Genomic DNA, 22,079 nt, shown 5'->3' with positions numbered 1-22,079 from the left:
CGTACGGGTGAATATATGTCTGGGGGAGCATTTAAAGCCAGTGTGATCGTTACCTCTCCGGTAGCATCACAAAAGAGTAGGAGCAGGGTTGATGTAATAGGCGATCGCGGCTCTTGCATTGAGCACTTTAACAAAGGCGATCAGCAACAGATATTGTAAGGTCTGGAACGAGCGCTCTACTGCTTAGTATACTGAGGACGAAGGAAGCGAGCCTCTTTCAGAGGCGCTGCGCGAACGGGTTCAGTTGCATGGTAGAGCAACACATATTTTGCATTAAGATGCTTTACCCATATCTAGTGCGTGGAATCCTCAAAAAAGTCCACAATCTCTTCGTGGATTTCCTTAACCATATTGCTGGGTGAAAGCATTCCAGTCGCCTAATCAGGAGAGCCTTAAAAGAAATCACGTGGAGGACGCTTTAAGCCCTCAAGCCGTTCTTTTCAACATAAAGGGATATCGGGCAATTGTTTAATCCAGCTTGTTTAAATTGTGTTTTTTAATGAGCTCTTGGTTTTCTGGCAGTTTTGCCCAATGTTCTAAGGCATCCTGCAAAACATCAGAGATCGACCAGTCGCGATCGCCATTTTTGATTGCAGCTAAGGCGCGTACCAGCCGATCTAAATCTTGGGTAATGTAGCCCCGAAATTCCTTTTTCTTCGCCACTGTCCAGCCTCTAGACACCCGTTTTGAAGGCTCAATCATCGCATAGGCCTAACGCTGTTTTTTAATTACGCTCTTATGCGTATTTGCGTAATAGCGCAGATAATGTATGATGAAGCTCAAGCCCAATGAACTCAGAGATTTCACTGTTTCTGAGTTACATCTTTCATGGAAGTTTCAACATGATTACCCTTTCTCCTGATGAAGCCGCTCTCATCAAAGCCATTCTGACGGCGCTGAGAGGCATCAAGGTGCGAGATATTGATAAGGCTCTCGTCATCCTTAACAAAAACCATCAACAGGAGTAGGAGAACGTTACATGCTGGTTTTGAATGAGGCGCAAGCATTAGTGGTTGAAAGCTTACTCACCAAGATGCTAATCAACGAACCCTACTCAGTAAATGAACTAGAAGAAGCGATCGCGTGGTTTCAGAGAGAAGGCGATCGCTTCTCTTGCCCGTTTGAACAGGTCTGGAGCAAAAACTTGGCGCAAGAAATTGTGAGAGCATTACGCAACCAGAGTTCATCACCTGATGCCACACCTACTGCTTGAATCAGTCTGGCTCTGATACAAACTCTTCTGCCGGAAAGCTATTGGAGCGATTGCTCCAATAGCTTTCCGGCAGACGCTTTAACTCCGGAGATACTGGCACAAATCGCGTCCCCTGTTTCCCTTTCGTCGTTGTTCGCCGGAAGGTGGTGCGCTCGCGCTTTGCGCGAGCGAGAAGGCAAAAGAGAAGGAGGTAAAGGGCAAGAGAGCAAAAGAGGAAAGAGCTACAGAGTCCTTGGGGCAGAACAAACAACTCGAAAACCGATAGAGTTGAAGCGGTTGACGGGTGCATAGTAGACACGAGAGGCAGAACGGCAATACCTCGGAGCGTCGTACCAGGAACCGCCGCGTCTTACACGCTTTGCGTCCTCATTTTCACTGAGCCATGCCCTACCATCTTTTGGGGCCCCCTCGTAATTCTCATGCCAGTGATCCTCGCACCATTCCCAAACATTGCCGTGCATGTCACATAGCCCAAAGGCATTCGCAATTTCAAACTGGTCTACAGGAGTGGTTTCCTCTCGATACTCGCCTTTAGAACCGTCATTATAGGTATAGATGCCGTTATAGTTTGCGATCTTTGCGGTCAGCGTCTTGCCGAAGTAGAAGGGAGTTGTAGTCCCGGATCGACACGCATATTCCCACTCGGCTTCGGAGGGTAAGCGATACGGTCTGCCTGTAAATTGGGTTAGCCGATCGCAGCACTCTACTGCGTCATACCAGGACACCTGTTCAACGGGGCGATTATTCCCCTTAAAGTTCGATGGTTCAAGTTTTAACGCTCGCTTTGCTTGAGCCAATCCCGCCACAAAGCGCCACTGTGCTTGAGTCACAGGATAGCGTCCCATGAAAAAGCTGGAGATATTTACCTCACGTTGCGGTTCTTCGTCTTCGCTGCATTCTGGCTCATCGTCTGGCGAACCCATCCAGATGGTGCCAGCCGGAACCAGAATCATGTCTAAATCGACAACCTCTGTCTCCAGCATTTGAGAGTGCTTGACAAAGATGTTTTTAAGATGTTTTTTGACGGTATTGATGGTGATGTAAAGTTCGGCAGCAATCTGCTGATACGTATACCCAGCTTGGCGTAAGTTCCAAACCTCACTTTCCCGGGGAGCCAAGTTAAGTTCCTGAGGAGTCAAATTGGCTAATTCCTTGACTGCCCCATGTAACTGTTCAGTAAAGTAGCGGACTTGTTTGCGTTCTTTACGGAGGATGAGTTCTGTCATGCCAGCCTGCCCTAGATTGGATGAGTCAGGCAACTCTATAGCAGAGCTTACCAAGCTACCTGACCCGGTTTGATTTTCGGATGCTGCTATCAGAGCATCACTGGAACCAGTCTGGACTCTTCTTACACTCCCAACAGATAGCCCCTCTGCAAGTTCTTACACTGAAGAGTACACCCTTCGGGAAGCCAAAGGCTACGGGGCAGAACAAACAACTCGAAAACCAATATTGAAGTCGCGGTCGTCGGGTGTACCGTCGTCGCGAGAAGCAGAACGGCAATGCCACGGAACGAAGAGCCAAGAACCGCCGCGTCTTGCACGCTCAGCTTTCTCATTCTTACTTACCCAGGCACTACCATCCGTTGGTGCGCCCTCATAATTCTCATGCCAGTGATCCTGACACCGTTCCCACACATTCCCGTGCATGTCACACAACCCAAAGGCATTAGCAATCCTGAACTCATCTACAGGAGTGGTTTCTCTTCGATTCTTCCCTTTGGGACCACTGTTGTAGATGTAGTTGCCGTTATAGTTTGCTAACTCCGTGGTCAGAGTCTCGCCAACGTGAAAGGGAGTCGTGGTTCCACCGCGGCAGGCGTATTCCCACTCAGCTTCAGAGGGTAAGCGATACGGCCTACCTGTATGAGCAGAGAGGCGATTACAGAACTCTACTGCGTCATACCAGGAGACCTTTTCTACGGGACGTTTATCTCCTTTGAAATTAGATGGATCTGGTTTTAGCTCTCGGCTAGATCGTGGCAGAGCCGCCACCGCTCTCCACTGTGCCTGAGTCACGGGATATTTCCCCATAAAGAACGTGGCCACATTCACTTCATGCTGTGGTCCTTCAGAACTGCTTCGCTCCAGTTCATCCTCTGGCGAACCCATGAGGAAGGTGCCTGCAGGAATTTGCATCATCTCAATGCCGATGTTGTCGGTTAGCTGTTCGACAAAGAATGGCACTGTTACGCGACGACGCTGAAACGTGAGTTTGGGCTTTTGGTTCTGAGCAGCAGCCATTGTCTTGGTTGATCTTGGAGTAAAAAAATCGGTCGCGTAGCGGGTACGAAGTACGGATCGCGCGAAGCACAAAAAGGGCAAGAGTGCAAACGGCAAAAGGGCTACAGAGCCCACCCTTTGGGAAGCAAGTTACGGGGCAGAACGAACAACTCGAAAACCGAAATTGAGGTAGCGGTCGTCGGGTTTAGCGTTGAAGCGAGAGGCAGAACGGCAATACCATGGACCGTCGCGCCAGGAACCACCGCGTCTTACACGAGCAGCTTTCTCATTTTTACTTACCCAGGCACTACCATCCGTTGGTGCGCCCTCATAGTTCCCCTGCCAGTGATCCTGGCACCACTCCCACACATTGCCATGCATGTCACACAACCCAAAGGTATTGGCGATTCCAAAGTGGTCTACAGGGGTTGCCTCTTCCCAGTAATTACCGTTTGGTCCGCCATCATATACGTTAGAGCCATCATAGTTTGCCAGTTCAGGAGAAATCGTTTTGCCAAAGTGAAAGGGAGTTATGGTTCCGGCACGACAAGCATATTCCCATTCAGCTTCCATAGGGAGCCGATAGTCTTGACCTATGTGGACAGAGATACGATCACAGAACTCTACCGCGTCATACCAGGAAACCTGCTCAACGGGTCTTTTATCTCCTTTGAACTGAGACGGATTCGGCTTCAATGCCCGATTAATCTGGGGCATGGCTGCCACCACTCTCCATTGCGCTTGTGTCACAGGATAGCGGCCCATCATAAAGGAATCAAGCCTGACCTCATGCTGTGGCCCCTCAGCAGCGCTTCGCTCTGGCTCATCCTCTGGTGACCCCATCATGAAGCACCCTGCTGGAATCGCTACCATCTCTAGTTGGATGTGATTATCCAGTTGTTCCACCCACTGCCAAGCCGGCTGTGTTTGCCGCCGGATAACCCATTTATTGCCCGACTCACTACGTTGTGACAGATTTTGGGGGAAGTCAGAGGGTGACGAAGGTGGCACAGAAGATGACAAGCCAGGGAGCGGCGGTGGTAAGCCAAGGAGCGACGGTGGCATGGGTGACACAGAAGATGAGCCAGAGGGGCGCGGTTCTATCTCGCGCTCAAGCGTTGCCACTACAAATTCAAATGGCTCTAATCCATCCGGTTGGGCCTCAATCAGAATGGTGACAATCTCCACGTCTTGCATTTGCAAGGGCGGAAATAGGGGTTCTGCTGACGGCTCCACCAATTGAGCAGTGGTGAATTCAAGCACCTCTAAGTCTGGAAAGGAGGGTTCAGGCTCTAAGGGCTGAATCCAATTAGAATAGCCTTTCGCATCCTGTTCAACCAACTGAGCAAGTTCAGCATAATCACCCCCTAAGCGATGGAGTACCTCCGTCGCAATTTGAGCGAAGGGCAGAATGGCATCCTTGGTTTCCTGGCTCCAATCAGACTTGGGGGACAGCAACGCCGTAAAGCTCCTAATCTCAAAGCCTAATGTTCTGGCAATGCGCCTAGACAGGGCTTCAAGCACTCCAAGGGTTTCGTCGAGTGGTGTAATTTCATTCAATACCCCCCGCACCTCTTTGACAAAGTCATATCGCGCTGGGACATCTGGCTTTACTGGGTTCGCTTGAACGTCTTCTAACAGACTACTGGAATAGACTTCAGCAACATGAACCGACTGCATCTCTGGCAAGAGTTCTTGCTGGATCAGATGCACCACGGGTAGCTCCACAGGCACTGCTGCCATCATGCAGGCTAGACGCTGAGCGAGGGGAGAGGCCGTTGCCATAAAAAGCTCCACCCGTGCTTCAGGCGATTGCGGCTGAATAACAGCAAGGGAGCGATCGCGCTCCGGATCTTTTACCCAAGACAGGTCAAATAGTCGTGCTGGCGATCGCTGTCGCCCCGCCGCCGCAACCACTAGCGCCCACTGCTTCAAAGCCTTTGCAGTCAGAGTGACGATCGGCACTGTTAGCGTATCCGCAGGCGCAATTTCGGTACGAGCAGGCAGTTCTCTGATTTGCAACTTTGGGTTTGGGGCACCCGGCATCAAGGAACCAACCTGCACCGCAAACCCAACATCCAACTCGCTTTGGCTCCATAGTCGTTCGGGCAATAGTTGCACGATCGCGGCTGGTCCATGCTGGCTCCAGAGAGCTAACCAGTCATGAACTTGCCCCTGCTGCCAGAGGCGAGAACGACAATCACTTACAAACAGCACTAAACGCCTTCCAGAGGCATCGACCAGTTCTTTAGGACTCCGGAACGGTTGGTCTTGCTCTATACCTGTGCCATGCTGTCGCTTGGCTACCAGTTGCGGCTGCCCCGTAGCCGTCTCTTTGATAGTCCAGGTACGCACATTGCGAAAGGCTCCCTGTCCTTCTAGCAACTGTTGAAATTCATCCAGGGTCTCTTGCCAAATAAAGCTAGACTTGGAGGCTTCGATCACCAGCTCCAGGTCAAACCAGCGCTCTGGCGAGGGCTTGAGAATGGGCAACCAGATATCCCGTTCAGCAATGCGATTCACAGTGGCGCTTTCATCTAGCTCCGATCTCGTCAAGGACGGTACCTTACGCATTAGAGGACGCAGAGATCGGCTAATGTCACGGGGATGAGCCAACGCTGGAGCCGCTTGCACCTGGATTGGCAAACCCGATTCTGGCGTTTCCACCGATCCAGTGTCAGACTTCGCCAGCGGAGGCACATAGGCAGAGACTGTGGATGGAGGCGTGACTACAACGGTGTTGTCATCAGTCACCTCAATCGGGATCGCATCATCTGACGTGCTGACCTCGTCGCTCACATCTGGCTCGCTGACCTCATAGGCACCGCCAATCTTAGATGCTAACCAGAGCGCATCGGCAATGTCTTCGTCGTGCAGCACAGGCTGCGCCTCACTAAAGGCGGCAATTTCCTGATCGCTCAGCAGCAACTCTGATTCCTGCAAGAGTGTGATCAGACGATTAATCATTGGTCTTGAGACCTAGGTAACCGCTCTTTGGCTCTAACCTCTAGAGGGCGATCCAGCGGTGCTAACAGATGATCCAGCAAGCTCTCTTTTTCGTCACCCACCCAATCACGCTGGCGGATAATCATAAACAAGGCATTCAGCAGTTGATCGGTCGAAAGCTGTTCTCTACCCTTATCACGACGCTGGAGAAAACCATCAATCAAGGCGTTCACTTGCTCGTCTGAAAAATTGCAATGTTGGAGATGGGCTTTGATAATACGCTCCAACTGCACGCGATCAGGGTCACGCATATTCAGGCGCAAACACCGACGTAGAAAAGCAGGTGGAAAATCCCGTTCCCCATTGCTGGTCAGAATCACTAGGGGAAACTCCTGACAGGTAATCCGACCTCCCTTAATTGTGACCTTCTTCTCAGCGTAGGTAGGCTCAGCCTCATCCGTATAGGCCGTGCGGACCTTAACCGTGATCGGGGCCGATTTCTGCTCAGGGTCGTTACTCTCTTTTTCCAGGCGCGCCAGTTCCGGAATTTCAAACCGCCCTTCTTCAAAAATCGTCAGCAGATCGTTGGGCAGGTCGATATCACTCTTATCAATCTCATCAATAATCAATGCACGGGGGCGCGATGACTCTAAGAGAGCAGTCCCCAACGGCCCCAGAGTAATGTAATCCGCGATTTTTTGCGGGTCCTCGGTATAGTCCCCTCTCGCTTCCGATTGCTTGACCTCTTGTAACCGACCAATGGCGTCGTAGGTATAAAGCCCATCTTTCAGCGTCGTACGGGTTGTAATTGGCCAGTAGAGCACTTCCCCCAGCTTTAGCTCATGAGCCACTGCATAGGCTAGGGAAGACTTTCCCGTCCCTGGTTTGCCCGTAATCAACAGCGGCCGCCGGAGGTACAGCGCTGCATTGACCATTTCAACCTCTTCTGGCTGCGACTGAAAGGTTTCACCTCGGCGTTTACGGCGACTAACACCAGGATTGGGGTCTTTGCCAAAGGGTCGCCAGGGCGGGGCATCGGGCAAAGTGTCGATCGCGTCATGGGGTTCTCGGTTATTCCCCTGAAATAGCTTCCAGTCTTCGGGTAGGTTACTCATGCAGCTCTGAACTCAGGCGGATTTAGGAGGCACTAAATAGGGGTCATCCCATAAGAGGGACAGATGATGTCCAATGTGACAATCTGGGGCATTATGTCGTTTACGAGTTTCATACCGTTTATCTTTCACTGTATGGGGCAACTGCTCTAAACAACAAGTCGCTAGCAAATCCGCCATTGCGGTTTCATGGGCATTGTCGTTCAAATTACAGCGCGGCCAGATCGCGAGTGGTAAGCCCGAGTCTAAAAGTTCATAAAACAGTTCCTCTGTATTCAGGGGTACCTGAGTAACATGCAATCCTACAACGTTGCTAGCTGGCTGCACAGCCTCATCCAGAACATCCATGAGTTCATCCAGGTCATGATCATGACCCGGTACAAAAACCTCCTTGGCAGACTCTTGCAATAAGCCCTGGTGTCGTTTCCACAACTTCAGCCAGCTTGGACTTTTTTTGTAATTGCGATCGTAGCGATTGGCGCAGCGAATAACGACTATATGGTCGTGTCCTAAATATTCCTGGCGTCTACTGTTTTCCGCGTTAAGTTGCCAGACATCTACTCCCAAATGCATCAGTTCTAATGGAAGAAAGACATGGATCTGGGGATAGTTTTCACAGAAATCGAAGAGACGCCTCTGTTCAGCTAAAAAGTGATTCAGTAAACGAGTTATTTGGGGCAACAGTTCCTCCAACAGGTAGGATGCAGACTCTGGAGAATCGGTAGCCAGCAGCGAGTGATAACCCGTTTTTTGCGATCGGTAGGTCTCAATATCCTCGATCAGCCAGGCATTGATTTGATAATAGGTTGCAGTCTCTTGGGTCTGAGTGGAAGCTTCATCACAGCGGGTAATAGACATTAAGATAGCGGGCTCAGCAGTCTCTAAGCGCTTGTCTTGAGCAGCCTGAATTTGAGTATGGAGTTGGAGCCAGTCAATGCTGCCTCGGTACTGAACCCCCCAATGATTAAGGGCATTAGGCAGGGATGGATTTGGGGTCTGATGGACAACATGCGCGATAAATTCGTCCCGTGCTGTGTAGGATGATTGACCTGGAGCAATTCTTTCCAGCTCATAGATGATAGTCTCGACTGTATTTATGTCCAAGCGCACCGGGACGGACCAATGGCTGATGGTTTGTTGGTACGCCTGGATCATTAACTCAAGTTGACTTTCATCCGTTTTAAGAATGCTGATCAATGTGTCTAGAGCAATCCGGGCTACCTGACGTTGGCGATCAGTTTGATGTTGAGCAATTTTCTGTTGCCATCCGTCCATCTGTCGCCCAATTTGCTCGATTTGGCGTTCTAGCTTATTTTGCGTAGGACCATCCTGCTCAACCCGTTGCTGCTCCTTGACTTTCGTATAGTCTCGCTCCAGGTCATCCAGTTGAGTCTGATAAAAGTCAAGCAGAGTGTCGTTACTCATCCTGTTGCTTTAGCCGAAACAACTGTTGCTCCTTGGTATCCATCGCTTGCCCAATCTGCTCAACTTGACGTTCCAACCGATTTTGTGTAGAAGCATCTAACTCTACCCGCAACTGAGCCTTAACGCTCTCATAGTCTTGCTCCAAATCCTCTAATTCCACTTGCAACCGCTTCATCTCCAATCGTTGAAAACGACTCAGCTTCAATTGACGAGGCTCTGCTATGGCTGTCTCCGCAAACATTTGCCCTCCCTGATTATCCAACCAGCGTAGATACAGAACAGGACGGTACCATTGATTTCCATCCACCCCCATCCATTTTCGCCCTTCATTGAGAGCTATTACCAGGGGCTTCTTTTGCCCTAGTATGCGGTAAAATTGCTCCGCAAACTGACTGGCTGCATCCACTCTCACGCCATACTGCATCGCCACTACTGCCGGAACCCTGGCATCAATCAGTTGTTGTGCCGTTCCGTTAAATATCGACTCCCCGGCCACAGCCATCCCTGATTGACAGGCACTAAGCACTACCAGCGCCATCCCCTTGGGCAGAAAAGCCGCTAGAGACGCAGCACTGACATAATCAGGTCCACCCTGCTCATCCTCAAAAAGGAGAAATCCCGTTGGTTCTGGAAGTAATTGACTACAGCTCCGACAGCGCTCGACTTTGATACCAGTATGGATTTGACCACATTGTGGGTTAACACATCGCTTACCGAATAATCCATGACCATCAAAGTGCAGCACCTGTGGCATCTGCGTTTCAGCCCGTTGAGCTAAGTCAGTACTCAGTGCCTTGAGAGTTGCCTTTGGTAGAGACTCCAGCACAACTAAACCCTCTGCTGCTGCCTTGCTCAGACCAAGACGAATAGCTTGTTGTTCAGCATCCGAAAGTTTTGTCAACTTCTGAGTGGCATCTTCAGCCCGAGGTGCGATCAATAAAACTAGTAACTGTTTCTGGGGCAGAAGCGCAGGCGATAAAGCTTCATAGGCAATGTAGCGAGACACGATAACCTGACGATGCTGCAAGAACCGCTGACCATCATGGATCAGTTCCCAGGGGTAGTCTGCCATGCGCGATCGCTCAACAGACTTCGCTGCAAACTTCAGGCGTAAATGTAAATCGGTGTTGTGCTGCTCGGCCACCCGTAAAGAATTTAGGAAAGCTTGTTTGATCTCGCTATCTGGTGGAAACAGGGAGCGGTAAAGGGACTGTCCAATTCGTTCTAGATAGGCAGCATGAAAGCTCTGGCGATCGGGTAACAGCAACCCCTCCTGCTCCAGCCAAGCCTGCTCACCAGGTTCAGGATAGTGTTCCGCACGAAAACCCTGGCTACTCTCCAGCACCTTAATGATGGTTTTTCTCCAGTCTTGCTCACCCACCCAGAATGGTAAAACACAATCGGTTGCAGCATCACCAACCCCAACGGGTAAACGGGTAGCGATCGCCTGAAAGCGTTGTGCGTCCCTTGGGGAAAGATACAGTTCCAACAGTTCCATGTCGTTCCTCTCTGTCTATGGAGAACGGTTAAAACTGGTCTGCTAGTTCACCTTCTTCACCTTTGAGGAGTGCCTCCAAACTCTGCTTCACTGCTACAGGTACCTGATCAGGCTGTAAAGCCTGATAAAACTCCAGCAACCGCTCTTTGTCAAACAAGGGAGACAAGGTGACTTTCACCTTATGGACATCATCCCGACTGACACCACCGCCCAATTCGCCACCGCCTACAGAAAGGACATCAATCTTGATACCGGCTTTGCCCTCACGCTTGACTGTTACCTGAGCCTCCACTTCTACCCCACTCACAAAGAGAATGGGAGCCTCTTTCGCTTTTCCAGGCACTGTGGACAGGAGTTCCTGCTTCACCTGTTGAATTAACTCGGCAAGACCGATCGGCTGGTGGGGTTGTTCGGGCATAGTGTCACTTCATTGGTGAAAGGAGAGCTTCTCTCCAGCCTACATTTGCAAATCCTCTGATTCCAGAAATTTGCGTTGCTACCAGTTTGCCTCTGCTCCGCCTATCACGACAAGGGCGTTGACAATGAGACTGTTTCAAGGCTAAATGTGGCGCTCTTTGGCTAACTGGCGGTCTAAGCTTAACCTTTACCAGAGGTATGATTAAGTACTAATAGTAGGAACGCGATCAAAGAGGTTAACCTGATTGCCTCAAGTCTCCCGGCCTGGTCTAGACTCGCGTGCAAACAGTTCCAGCTTCGGATCAGGACATCAGCTATTGGGCAATGCTTATTCTAGCTATGCAGTTCAATTCTGCTTGCAAAACTCGCTGATGGGGAAAACCAAAAGTTAATTCTTGAACCTGCCTTTGCATTAAGAGAAATCGGTGGTCGATCAGTAGTCCAAAAATTACTCCCTCTCTTAGGGTATGACAATCAAATAATCGTTATCACTACATTTTTTGCCTCGCAAAAACAATCAACAGCAGTAGGAAAAAATCAAGTACTGGTTTTGCATGAAGCTCAGGCGCTAGTTGTCGAAGGACTGCTTACCAAGATGCTAATCAACGAACCCTACTCAGTAAGTGAACTAGAAGAAGCGCTCGCGTGGTTTCAGAGAGAAGGCGATCAGGTCTCTTGTCCCTTTGAACAGGTATGGAGCAAAAACTTAGCGTAAGAAATTGTCACTGCATTACGCAATCAGTGTTGAGCATCTAGCGTTAGACCTACAGCCTTGTTCGGCAGAATTAGCACTTACCCATTGGGTTGAAGCTGTTGCGAAACATAGCTTAAGCTTAAAGCCCTGGTACTCTTTGAAGAATCTTTTGAGTGACCAACATTTCAAACTGGGAACGAATGGCTCTTGCCGTCACTCGATTAGAAAGGAGGACACCTGCCTCAATGTTGCGTTGATGAGCCGCCTCTGTAAAATTGGCTGAGGTGATGAAGACTCGCTCCTCATCGACGACGACGCACTTGGCATGCAAACAAGCATTGCTATGGGTAGAGAGTTCAAGTGCCCTTGGATCATGAAAAACTTCTGGTAGCCGTTGTCCTGGCCAAACATATTTTCGAAAAGTTTCTGCAAACTGTCTCAATAAGTCAGAAGTAGGTGTGGTGGTGGTGTACTGACGTTTGACGTTGAGAAACATGCGGACATTTAAAGTTGGATTGGCATCCATGCGGTTTGCCAGTGGACGAAAGAGCTCGTACCCCTTTGCACCCTGATCGATCGCAAAACTAGAAAGCAGCACGCTGTGACGAGCACTACTAAACAGCTCTCGGACTACAACAGCCGTATCTCTACTTTCAGCGCCCAGTACTTCCGGTCCGGTCCAAACCAAAGCGGTCTGCTCTTGTTTTTGCTGCGCGATCGCCCGCTCCTGTGTCAGTAACTTCAGCATGTAAGCCATGTGAGCTGAACTCATTCCCTGTTGCCGTAACTGGTTGAGTTCAGCCGCGATCGCTCCTGCCAGTTGCTCTGGTACATAGCTTGCCAAGGCAAAAGGGTAAATTGGGAAGCTGAAACGCTCTGTTTCCAGGGCGGTAGCCAGGTCAGTCAGAGCAGGACGGCTCAAGCTCATCAAAGGAGAGATCATTGGACTGTATCGGGGAAGAATGCTGCTCCTAGTCCTCCCACTGTGTTCACGACCAATGCCCGATCTAGCATTTCATTGCGGCGTTCGCAGGAGGTTTCAGCAATGAGCAAGCACCCATGGCAGGCGGCTCCGTGCAGTAGTCGGTCCTCCTGTTGATCATCCGGTTGGTGCTGGGCGCATACGGGATCATTAGAGCATAGTCGTCCGTACTCTAAAGCTCTGCCAAGGTGTTCTTCAATCCGCCTGCCAACTTCTACCAATCCGCCCAGGGTGCCTTCCGAACCTGAAGTGCCTGTGTGGAGAAGAATGCCGTAACCAATATCATCAAAGGCATAAATCCGCTCACGAATGGCACTGGAAGCATAGCCGCAATCTAGCGATACAGCGGTAATGAGCAAGTGGGAAAGAGAGTGCAGCATGATGTAAGCGGCCCCTGGAAACTTTGCTTTATCACGGGGGATGCCCCTCGTGTCGAGCCATTTATAAAATCCCTGTTCAAGCTGCTGTTCCCGAGCTTTGACCTCTGGGCGTTTTAACCATTGGTGGATTGCTTCTTTCTGAATACTAATGAAAACGCCTTCACCCAGGTTCTCGATCGCAGGCACCCATTTTGGCTCGAAATCCAAATTCGCTCGGCGGATGTTGATGGCTAGATCATCGATCTCCCCCTCAATGTTAGGCATCGCAGCCTCAAAGCGGGTAAAGCCAATCAACGCCGTAACTTCCCTTAGGCGATGCACAAGCACAACCCGGTCAATCGAAGAGCGCCATTTCGCATCTAGCGTATCCAGACGACGAGCATATCCCTGAAAATCCTTGTCTGCCGCTGGAACTTCTTTGCCCATTTCTTCAGGGCAGGAGAGTAAGGCCTCCAGTTCTACCTGCTTAATACTTTTATCTGGGATGGTTAATCCACTTTTACGCCGCTTCACCTCTGCCCAGACGACATTTGCTCCAAAATTTGCCAGTTCAGCAAACTTCGGCTTTTTGAGTTCTTTTTGGATATCAGCCAGGTCTTCAGCAAACTGCAAATCCTCTTCATAGAAGCGATCGACTGCCTTCTTCAGCTCAGCCGCCTGATCAGGCATGGAAATGACACTGAGAATTTGGGTGAAGTAAGCATTGCTGGCAGAACGCACGAGCAAACGATTATATTCAGGTTGCCCTGTTTCAACGATGTCACCATTGCTATTGACTTTGTGCCCAACGCAAGGCTCCTGACCGCGTGGTCCTAACCAGGGCCTATGTCCCTGGCACTTACCCAATACTTTGGAATCTTTTAACTTTGCTTCCGAGAGAGGACGGCGTTTCTCGCATTCACAGCGCACGAAAATTTCTTCAAAGTCGTTCCCCGAACCGCCCTCATCTAACCAAAGTTGTCTTCTACAGGTAGTATCGAAATCATTGTGAACGAAGGTATACCAGTCAAGATCGCTGAGATGACCATTGGTGCAAGCTTGGACAAAGCGCACAGGGACTGCCGGATATGATTTTCCTTCAAATTTAAATCCGCCCTTAACAGCACTCCACGTTACTAAAGGTCGGGTACGGTAAAACTTGCCATTCTTTTCAAAAGGTTTGTCTACTTGTGCCAGGAACCACGTCGGGAAGATGAAAGCATCAATGCCGGACATTGCTGCTTGAGGGTCACTCGATTGTTGTGGCGGAGTGTAGAGTTGAATGTCTTTGAGTTGTTCGGATTCCTTGAGCTTGTTATTGAAATTTTGCAGAACTTTGTAGCGCAGTCTATCTTCCCGAATCGGTTGGCGATCGCCCTTCCAGTAAGTCAATCCAGAAATGACGACAGAGCGAGTGGGTAAATCGACCATTGAGCCAGGACCAAAGGTTGTTAACACCTGACTCTGACGCAGTTCGCCACTGGGCTTAGACTTGCTTTTTTTACCGCTCATTTGCCTTCGTCCTCCATATCCATGCCGTAGGGATCACGTACCCAAAGATTGACGGTTGCTTCGACATCGCGCAGGCTGCGGTAGGCCTTAAACTTCGAGTTTTGATCCGCTTTGGAGTCTAAGGCATCACTCAACAGTGGGGGAGCCAAATCTGCTTCCTTCTGGTATTGCAGTCGCTTATCTCGATTTGCAATTTGTTTCCAGGTGTCAATGAGATCGAGTACCTGTGCTCTAACCTGTTGCCTTAGCTTGCCTGCCGCGGCAGCATCTAAATCTGGGCTATGGCTCTCAGCACGAGAGGCAATCGCCTCAATCACCGCATCAATCGCATCGGGTTGGTTATTGATGTTTGAGGCTCCCAGTGCTGGAGTCATTTCTGGGACACCCAGGCGAGTCAGCGCAACTACAACACCTGCCAACCCTCGATCCAAGGCGCGAGGAGAGAAGGGCGTGACACTGGTGGCCTCTACTGCCCGGTAGAAGCTGTTATGCCAGCTTTGGAAGCGTTCGTAGTGGGAGCGATCGCGTGGTCGATGGACATTAAGTAGCGTCACAACCAAACCAGGACGATTGGAATCTCGACCAACCCGGCTGGTTGCCTGGATATATTCTGCTGCTGTTTTGGGCTGCCCTAGAACAACCATTAAACCTAACCGCACAATGTCCAGACCAACAGAAATCATGTTGGTGGCAAGGGCAATATCAACTGCTCGTTCTTGTCCGTGAAAAGGTAGTGCTAATCGACGCTTTGTATTTGCGACCTGATTTGTACTGACTCGCGAGGTGAGTTCCTCTGGAATACCCTCAATTTTCCGGTTCTGAAATGGCCCGGACAGTTCATCGTATCGCAGACGATCGCCATAGTTGGCAAGCTGAGCAACGACCTCATCCTCAACAATGCGGCGACTTCCCCCCAGTTCACGAAGGGAGTTGAAATATCCCATCAAGGTCATGTAGGGATCAGCGGGATTCTCCTTGTTACGTTTGCCACCCTGTCCCTCATAGTGTTTGTAGGCAGTTGCCATTAATGCTAGGTAGACCCGCAGCAGAACGACTTTCAAGCTTCGCCCCTGAGCCGCAACACCTAAGTAGAGCCGTCCAGAAACCGTAAAGTCTGTTTTGGCGAAGAATGAATCGTGTCGATTAGGACTAGGTGGTGGAAAAATATCAACATGACCGCGACCAAAAAGGGCTTGAATCTGGTGCTTGGCTCGGCGCACCGTTGCAGTTGAGGCAATGATTTTAGGACGAATCGGTTTGCCGGAATCGTCGGTGGTGTGAGAGCAGAGGGTGTCGATCGCTGTTTCATATAGCCCGACCATGGTGCCTAGGGGACCAGAGATGAGGTGCAATTCATCCTGAATAACTAAATCGGGAGGTGGTAAGTATGTTCCGGTGGGCTTACCTGCGATCGTTGGATCAGCGGCGCTATAGAAACCTTCACCGTCTTGATAATGGGTGACACGCCCAAATAAGGCACCGGTCTGACCGACCCAAGGGAGTGCGGCAAACTTATCGACGGTAGCGATCATGAAGCAAGGTAAGCGTCGGTAGATTGTTTCATCGACTGCTAGAACGGGCAGTGGATTGCGGCTACGAAAATCGCAGTCCCGATTAATGCAAACGACTGTGAGATTTTTGGGTGTATCTTCGGTCGGTTGTAGCTGAAAGGAGTTGGCAGAAAATTTCTCTCCACACCAGGGACAACGTTCTAGGGGGATGGGAGAAGGTTTGCTCTTGCTATCTCGTTTAAAGGCAAGGGTGCGCTCGCGGGCAGAGTATTCATCCTTATCACCTCGCTTACCGAGTTTGTTGGGGGTTGCGCTCTGTCCTACCCAAAGGCCAATCTCAAAGGGCCATTGACCTAACTTGGTTGGTTCTTTTTGTCGTTCCAGTTCCAGGGCGCAAATTAGACGAGCAGCTCGTTCTAACTGATCCAGGGTAAGCAGTCGTAGGGTATAGCGCATGAGCACGCTCATCCCCGCTGAATGGATGCCGGGATGCTTGAGGCGGCGAAGCACCAGGGTGAAGGCAGCAAGCCCCAGGTAAGCTTCAGTTTTACCACCACCTGTAGGGAAGAACAGCAGGTCAACAATGTCCCGATCAGAACAGCCAGGTTGGACAATACTAACAAGGTTGAGCAGGATAAAGGCAATCTGAAAGGGCCGCCATTCAGGAGGTTTGAAACTCCCTGGAGGTTGGTTCAATTCTTGGCTGAGCTGACGGCGGCGGGCAATCGCCACTACCTGATTGGCAATCCGAAAGGCTTCTAACACCTGTGGGTCTGCCAGAGCATTGATACCAGTCTCGATACGATCGCAAGCACGACGGGCATCGTTCAACAGTGCTTGAGCAACGCTGTTTGCTTGGGGTGGATCAATCGGGGTGTTGTATTGAGCTGTAATCCAGACGCGGTATTCCGTCACCATGGGACTTAGCATTTGCCGGATCACGTCTACATTTTCGGCAGCAGCTAATGCCTCCATGCCAAGTTGTACCATCGGCAGGGGAGCCGCTTCGACCTTGGGGACTTCGGCAATCGGAATCCAGGTGGTACAGACCTCGGTGCAGTGATGTAGGTTGGAAGAATGGGCAATGACAGAGACGTTGTGCCCAACCGCAAATTCGTACTCGTGACGATATTGGAGGCTAGCGATCGCCTCATCTGGGTCTTTGCTATCTAAACCTCGTAGGTCTGAGCGGGGCACAAATCCTTCTGGGCACTGTACGATTAGACAAGTTTGAAAGGCAAAGGACGCATCCTTCTCGCTCGAGTGCATCTGACGGTAGTTCACCAGAAAGATAGAGACTGAAAGTGTCCCTACCTCAAAGCGATGGTCAGTCACTGGGCGGCAGTTGACGACTAAAGTGAGACCACTACCGCCGGGAATTTCAATTTCAAACGAATCTTTGGCAGCTTGAATCGGAACGCTGAGTGAGGCAGATTGGGGAATGCGTTGCCATCCTCCTGGTTTGCGTTTCTTTTTGTCCCCCAGTTCCTCAACTTCGAGCTTTTGTCTTTCTAGTTCGATCGGTTTGTAATCTGCCCAATGAACCGTCGTTGGCAGTTCCTTTGTCTGTCGAGAGATGAGAAAACTCATTCCCATTGATGAGGGAAACAGAGGTTTGCGTGCGGGGGTTGCTTCAGGCGATTGGCTATCTTCGCTGGTTGCACCATCCCCTAGCTCTTGTGGTTCAACATCTCCTTCATCATCTGAGCGATCGTCTGGTTTCGCACCAAAGGGAGCTAAAAAGCCGGTGAGATACCACTTGGAGGGAGCCTGGGTCAGTACTTCCTCGGCGTGCTCTGAGCCAGTCGGTGTGGGTCCCACTAGGTCAATTTGTAGGGCATCGACCAGGGTGGAGCGAATGTCGGCGGCAGTTGTGGGCACAGGAGCAACCTTAGTATGGGGCAGGTTAACGCGGTAGGATGTCGTCTAAACGAAGCTGAAGGTGAGGCAAGAGAGGATAAGTGGACGTGCCGGTTATAGTTTGCCTGCCAAAATTTGAGCGGCAGTTAGCTTCAAGACTGGCAAAGTAGGAGACTGAATCAAAGTGTCGCCATGAAATTCAGTCAGGTCATAGAACTCGTGATCGAGCAGGCAAATGGCTACTTTGTTTTCCAGCGGATCGACAATCCAGTATTCAGGGATTTCCAAGAGTCCATATTCAGAGCGTTTGGAGCGATAGTCATCGGCTTGGGTTGAAGGGCTAATGACTTCAACCACCAGAAGCGGTGGCGGCTCATTGAAGTCAATCACGGCTTCTCGGTTTTCCATCGCTTCCCACTGCGCCAAAGGCAGAACCGTCACGTCAGGAATGCGGGAGGTATCCCAACGTCTACCGCGTGGGGAGCGAATGCCCACCAAAGCGGGTAAAGCGACCCACGGCTGCTCGATTTGGGTAATGGTGTCCTCAAACTGCCGTGTCAGGAAGTGAATGATGGCTCCATGCTTGCCAGTGCCTAAGCTCATGGGGACGAGTGCTCCGTCGATGAGTTCATAGCGGGTGTCAGTACCGTCGCTGTAAGCAAGGTAATCCTCGAAGCTGAGTTTTTGGGTGGTGGTAGTCATAACTGGCTCCTGGCTAGGGTTCACCTGCGTCTAGTGTATGCCAGAGGGATGGCAAGCAAAGTCAGAGAGCGGCTTGCGCTGTATGCCAGAGGGATGGCAAGCAAAGTCAGAGAGCGGCTTGCGCGGTTGGCAGACTGCTCATAAGGGCATAGCTCATTTCGCCGGATAGGTTTTTATGCCAGATGCAAATGGGAGTCCAGATGACAGTCGCAAAATTGTTCAACTGGTCGCGCAAAGCTTGAGGGGCAATGCCTCTTTCTCTAGCTGTTTGAATGAGAAGCCGACCCATTTGGAAATTGACTCTACGAAGCACCGTATCTTCATCGACATCATCTGATTCAAAGAGCAGATCTGTGTAGGTATCAAATAAATCTGAAAGACACACTTCTAAAGCTTTGTCGTAATAGAAGAAATCGGCGGTGTGCCAGTAGCTCATGCCATTGGTTTCACGCTGATAACGCTGAAGGTTTTGATCAGTGGGTTCAATCAGGTTGGATTGAAGGGCATCAACCAGAGTAGAGCGAATTTTGGCAGATGTGTTCACGGGGTGCTTTCCTTAATAACAGTGATCTTTTCATAGCCCTAACGAATCGAGTTATGAGTTTGTTTTAGAAGGTTTAGGGGCACGGGATAGTAACCGCTTTAGGTATGGGCTGATCAAATCAAGTCCCTAAGGCTGGCTTTCCCCTTACAGCCAGCAGCGCTACAGGCTAGGAAAATGCTGCCGTTTGAGGCACTACGTACCCCTTTGAAAGCAGAACGGCAAATGTTGCAAACACGGTTCATCATCTGAGCATATTGAGTGGCATCTGTAGCATTGAAGTTTCTACCTTGGCGAGGATGTTTTGGGCAGATAATACGAGGCTGTCCGTAGTCATTGATTTGAGGCCATAGAGGCGAGTTACAAAGCTCACAAGAACCAAATGTGTCCTCAATGGGCTTAGGAGCAGGACCAGCACCGTCTGGAACAAGTTCTAGGAAGTCGTATAAAAGAGTAACCGTTTCGGGTAAGGCCACCTTGAAAACAGGCGCTTCTGCTCCAGGGTTGGTGTAAACCCACAAAACCTGTCCGTCAAGACCAACGATACCCATGTTGCTAAAAGAGTCGTTACGCCATACCCGTCTGTTAGAGATTTTCCCTGTGATTGCTTCTGCTTCCGGGCCACGAGCAAATACTTGTAGGCCTAGATCGACGTTTAAGTAAAAGTGTTGGCTGGGCTTGAGCTGTATCGGCCAGTCAATAGCAACTGATTTTGCAGCAGCCTTGAGGTCGGCATGGATGTCTGCTTGGGCTGCCTTAGCATTGGGGTAAACTTTGACATTTGGTAGTGTAAAAGTCCAAAGCTCTGTATTGGGAGCGCCCGTAAAGCTCAAGGGACGGACTTCGGCTCGGCTACGTAGTCGGTCAATAAATTTGCGGAAGATGTTGAATGAGTCGAGCTTAACTTTCAGAAAATCGTCATTAAAAAGACCAATGAACTTACCCTCTGCTCGACTGATAGCTACGTTGGCAAGACGTGCGGCGGTACTCTGGGAACCACCGACCAACAGCTTGCTCGCTTTTTTCATCTGGTGGCTGTCAACGGCGTCAAAAACAATGACATTCTGCTCAGAACCCTGGAAACGGTGAACCGTCGCGGCTTTGACATTTTTTTGACCAGTTTCTCTGAGGATGCGGTGTATGAGGCGGGCCTGAGCGCTGTATGGGGTAATAAGGCCAATACTTTGAGTGCCAGCAACTTGAGCCTGGTAGGTGATGTCGGCGGCGATGAGGGCCGAAATCAGGTTGAAGCGGCTGCGGTGATCTTCACTGAAACAAAACGCTGAGGCGCGGCTGAGGTCATAAAAGACGATGGATTGACCCAGGTTGGGAGCAGCATGAACGATCGCCTCAGTCCGTTCTCTCACCCCTTCTCCATCCTCTAACTGATTTTTATAAAACAGTTCATTGGGGATGGCAGAAATGGAAGGATGCATCCGGTATTGGGTCTTAAGCAGTACCAAACGGTCGTCTGGAGTACCACGGCTAACGCTATTGATAATGCCCGCTTCGTCAAAAATGTCGCGCTGGAGAAACTCTTCGGCACTGCTGGTTTTAGCTTGAGAGACAGGGGCAAGCTGACGAAAATCGCCAAAGATAGCAATACGTTTTTTGGCCAGGGTCGCGCCGTAAGCACAGTGAGGAATGTAGGCCATACTGGCTTCATCAATGATGACGGCATCAAACTGGCGCTCGAAGATCTCTTTGGCGATCGTTGCTTTCGATAACGTGCAACCCACCACCATGCCCTTCGCAACGAGAACCGATTGGTACTCACGTAACTGCTTTTTGAGAGGCTGCAGCTGCTTGCGAATCTGGGCGAGCTGATCTTTAAGCTGGTTTTTGATAAGAGTGCTTAAACCAGAGGCACGGGATTCTTTCGTAAGGTGTTCGCGCTGTTTCTCCAGCGTTTCGATTTGCTCAATCAGTCGGGGGTGCTGCTGTCTGACAATGCCGCGAGCATTCAGCATCGGGTATTGCCGATAGATGTCAGGGGAAGGGATACCGAAGCGTAGCACCATCCCTTCTCGATAGTAGCTGGACTGGCATAGATACTTGGCCACGCTCTTCATCGCAGTATCGACGGCAGCGTTGCTGTGGGCCAAGACGAGAACGGACTGACCCGAGTGAACTAGAGACGCGACTGCTAGGCCCAGCGTGCTGGTTTTACCTGTACCCGGCGGTCCCCAGATAAAGCTCACTGGATGCTGGAGAATGTGGGTGACAGCCGCTGCCTGATGGACGTTGTAGTGAAGATTTATTCCGGTTTCTGACTGAATGCGGGGGCCAAACTGACTGAACTGTTCATTGCTAGTGCGGGCAGCCTTGGGGCTGGCAATCAGCAGGGACTCGGCTAGGTGACGGTTCGCTATAGTGCTGACGTTAGCGGTTGCAAGTCGTTCTTGCAGGGCTTTGAGCAAAAACCAGGGTTCAGTGTTGAGCTTGGCTTTTTTGATGTCATCGCCGATGTCATCTTCTAAGGCCACAAGCAGGTCAAAGCCCTCCACAGAGACCAGGGTGCCTGGGTACTTGGTCTTCTGATAATGCACGTCGATGGGCGCATCTTCAGGGAAGCGAATTTCGGTGTCAGTAGTGAACGAATAGAGGTGTTCACTATTGCGCCTGCCAAGATAGTGGCCATCGGTAATGGGAGTCATCGATCCACCAGCACTCCGCAAAGCCTTGATTTCGTCTTCAAGGGCTTTGTGGAAGTCTTGCTGATAGCTTTTGAATGTAGCGCTGCGAGGGGTAGGATTGGCAACCATGGATGTTCTGCCTTTTCTGCATTGAGGAGTTATGAGTGATGGGTTGGGGGCAGATACGGGTTGGGGGCAGTTGAAAGAGGTGAGGCACAACAGCGACTAGGCAACGATCGTGGGCGGAGGTGCGAAGGCGGTTTATCTTCCTAGGCGTAGGGGCGCTGGTATAACGGATTTAAGAAGACGAAGTCATTGCAGAAGATTTTCTCGACGGGATACTCGGCACTGTGGATTCTGGTTGGCATAGATAGTTCCTAAAAGTAGAGAGATGGAGAAGCGTTAAATGATTTGAATCCATCTTGCAGTTACACTTAGAGCCGTTATGT

16 protein-coding genes are annotated in these 22,079 nt (G+C 50.4%); 2 read left to right on the top strand and 14 right to left on the bottom strand.

All coding sequences use genetic code 11. From position 1 onward, the window contains the following. Positions 1–468: 468 nt before the first annotated feature. Positions 469–702, bottom strand: a complete 234-nt coding sequence (locus H6F86_RS03950; protein ID WP_190446811.1) for a hypothetical protein — start codon at positions 700–702, stop codon at positions 469–471. A 140-nt stretch (positions 703–842) separates the two neighbouring features. Between H6F86_RS03950 and H6F86_RS32700 the strand changes: the two genes are divergently transcribed. Continuing rightward, on the top strand, positions 843–968 hold the full coding sequence (locus tag H6F86_RS32700) for a hypothetical protein (RefSeq protein WP_277881638.1): 126 nt from the start codon (positions 843–845) through the stop codon (positions 966–968). Positions 969–979: 11 nt separating this feature from the next. Further along, a complete protein-coding gene (locus H6F86_RS03945) occupies positions 980–1,213 on the top strand; it encodes a hypothetical protein (protein ID WP_190446810.1) in 234 nt (77 codons plus the stop codon). 221 nt (positions 1,214–1,434) lie between these two features. Here the strand turns inward: H6F86_RS03945 and H6F86_RS03940 are convergent, their stop codons facing one another. From H6F86_RS03940 to H6F86_RS03880, 13 genes are all read right to left on the bottom strand, one after another. Beyond that, positions 1,435–2,439, bottom strand: coding sequence for an SUMF1/EgtB/PvdO family nonheme iron enzyme (locus H6F86_RS03940; RefSeq protein WP_190446809.1), 1,005 nt, complete (start codon positions 2,437–2,439; stop codon positions 1,435–1,437). 192 nt (positions 2,440–2,631) lie between these two features. Beyond that, entirely contained in the window at positions 2,632–3,456 is an 825-nt protein-coding gene (locus H6F86_RS03935; protein ID WP_190446808.1) for a formylglycine-generating enzyme family protein, read from the bottom strand. Between the two features lie 129 nt (positions 3,457–3,585). Further along, complete coding sequence (locus tag H6F86_RS32050; protein WP_242033352.1) at positions 3,586–6,402, bottom strand: formylglycine-generating enzyme family protein; 2,817 nt, start codon at positions 6,400–6,402, stop codon at positions 3,586–3,588. Continuing rightward, positions 6,399–7,496, bottom strand: coding sequence for a MoxR family ATPase (locus H6F86_RS03925; RefSeq protein WP_190446807.1), 1,098 nt, complete (start codon positions 7,494–7,496; stop codon positions 6,399–6,401). The genes H6F86_RS32050 and H6F86_RS03925 overlap by 4 nt, the downstream gene beginning before the upstream one ends. Before the next feature lie 12 nt (positions 7,497–7,508). Beyond that, positions 7,509–8,918: a hypothetical protein gene (locus H6F86_RS03920; RefSeq protein WP_190446806.1), complete on the bottom strand. Its 1,410-nt coding sequence runs from the start codon at positions 8,916–8,918 to the stop codon at positions 7,509–7,511. Beyond that, a complete protein-coding gene (locus H6F86_RS03915) occupies positions 8,911–10,416 on the bottom strand; it encodes a CHAT domain-containing protein (protein ID WP_190446805.1) in 1,506 nt (501 codons plus the stop codon). The genes H6F86_RS03920 and H6F86_RS03915 overlap by 8 nt, the downstream gene beginning before the upstream one ends. 28 nt (positions 10,417–10,444) lie before the next feature. Beyond that, positions 10,445–10,834 carry a trypco2 family protein gene (locus tag H6F86_RS03910; protein WP_190446804.1) on the bottom strand — a complete coding sequence of 130 codons (390 nt, stop codon included), beginning with the start codon at positions 10,832–10,834 and terminating at the stop codon, positions 10,445–10,447. A gap of 832 nt (positions 10,835–11,666) precedes the next feature. Further along, positions 11,667–12,470, bottom strand: a complete 804-nt coding sequence (gene drmC, locus H6F86_RS03905; RefSeq protein WP_190446803.1) for a DISARM system phospholipase D-like protein DrmC — start codon at positions 12,468–12,470, stop codon at positions 11,667–11,669. Next, complete coding sequence (locus H6F86_RS03900) at positions 12,467–14,380, bottom strand: DUF1998 domain-containing protein (protein ID WP_190446802.1); 1,914 nt, start codon at positions 14,378–14,380, stop codon at positions 12,467–12,469. The genes drmC and H6F86_RS03900 overlap by 4 nt, the downstream gene beginning before the upstream one ends. After that, entirely contained in the window at positions 14,377–17,772 is a 3,396-nt protein-coding gene (gene drmA / locus H6F86_RS03895) for a DISARM system helicase DrmA (protein ID WP_190446801.1), read from the bottom strand. Before drmA ends, H6F86_RS03900 begins: the two co-directional genes overlap by 4 nt. Positions 17,773–17,865: 93 nt before the next feature. After that, positions 17,866–18,453 (bottom strand): Uma2 family endonuclease, encoded by a 588-nt coding sequence (locus tag H6F86_RS03890; protein WP_190446800.1) that lies wholly within the window; start codon positions 18,451–18,453, stop codon positions 17,866–17,868. Between the two features lie 106 nt (positions 18,454–18,559). Beyond that, positions 18,560–18,997: a hypothetical protein gene (locus H6F86_RS03885; protein ID WP_190446799.1), complete on the bottom strand. Its 438-nt coding sequence runs from the start codon at positions 18,995–18,997 to the stop codon at positions 18,560–18,562. Between the two features lie 113 nt (positions 18,998–19,110). Further along, positions 19,111–21,759: an AAA domain-containing protein gene (locus H6F86_RS03880; protein WP_190446798.1), complete on the bottom strand. Its 2,649-nt coding sequence runs from the start codon at positions 21,757–21,759 to the stop codon at positions 19,111–19,113. Between the last annotated feature and the right edge of the window lie 320 nt (positions 21,760–22,079).

It is taken from the genome of Phormidium sp. FACHB-592 (genome assembly GCF_014695795.1).
GTDB lineage: Bacteria > Cyanobacteriota > Cyanobacteriia > Leptolyngbyales > Leptolyngbyaceae > Stenomitos.
This window is presented reverse-complemented; position numbering and strand designations above follow the sequence as displayed.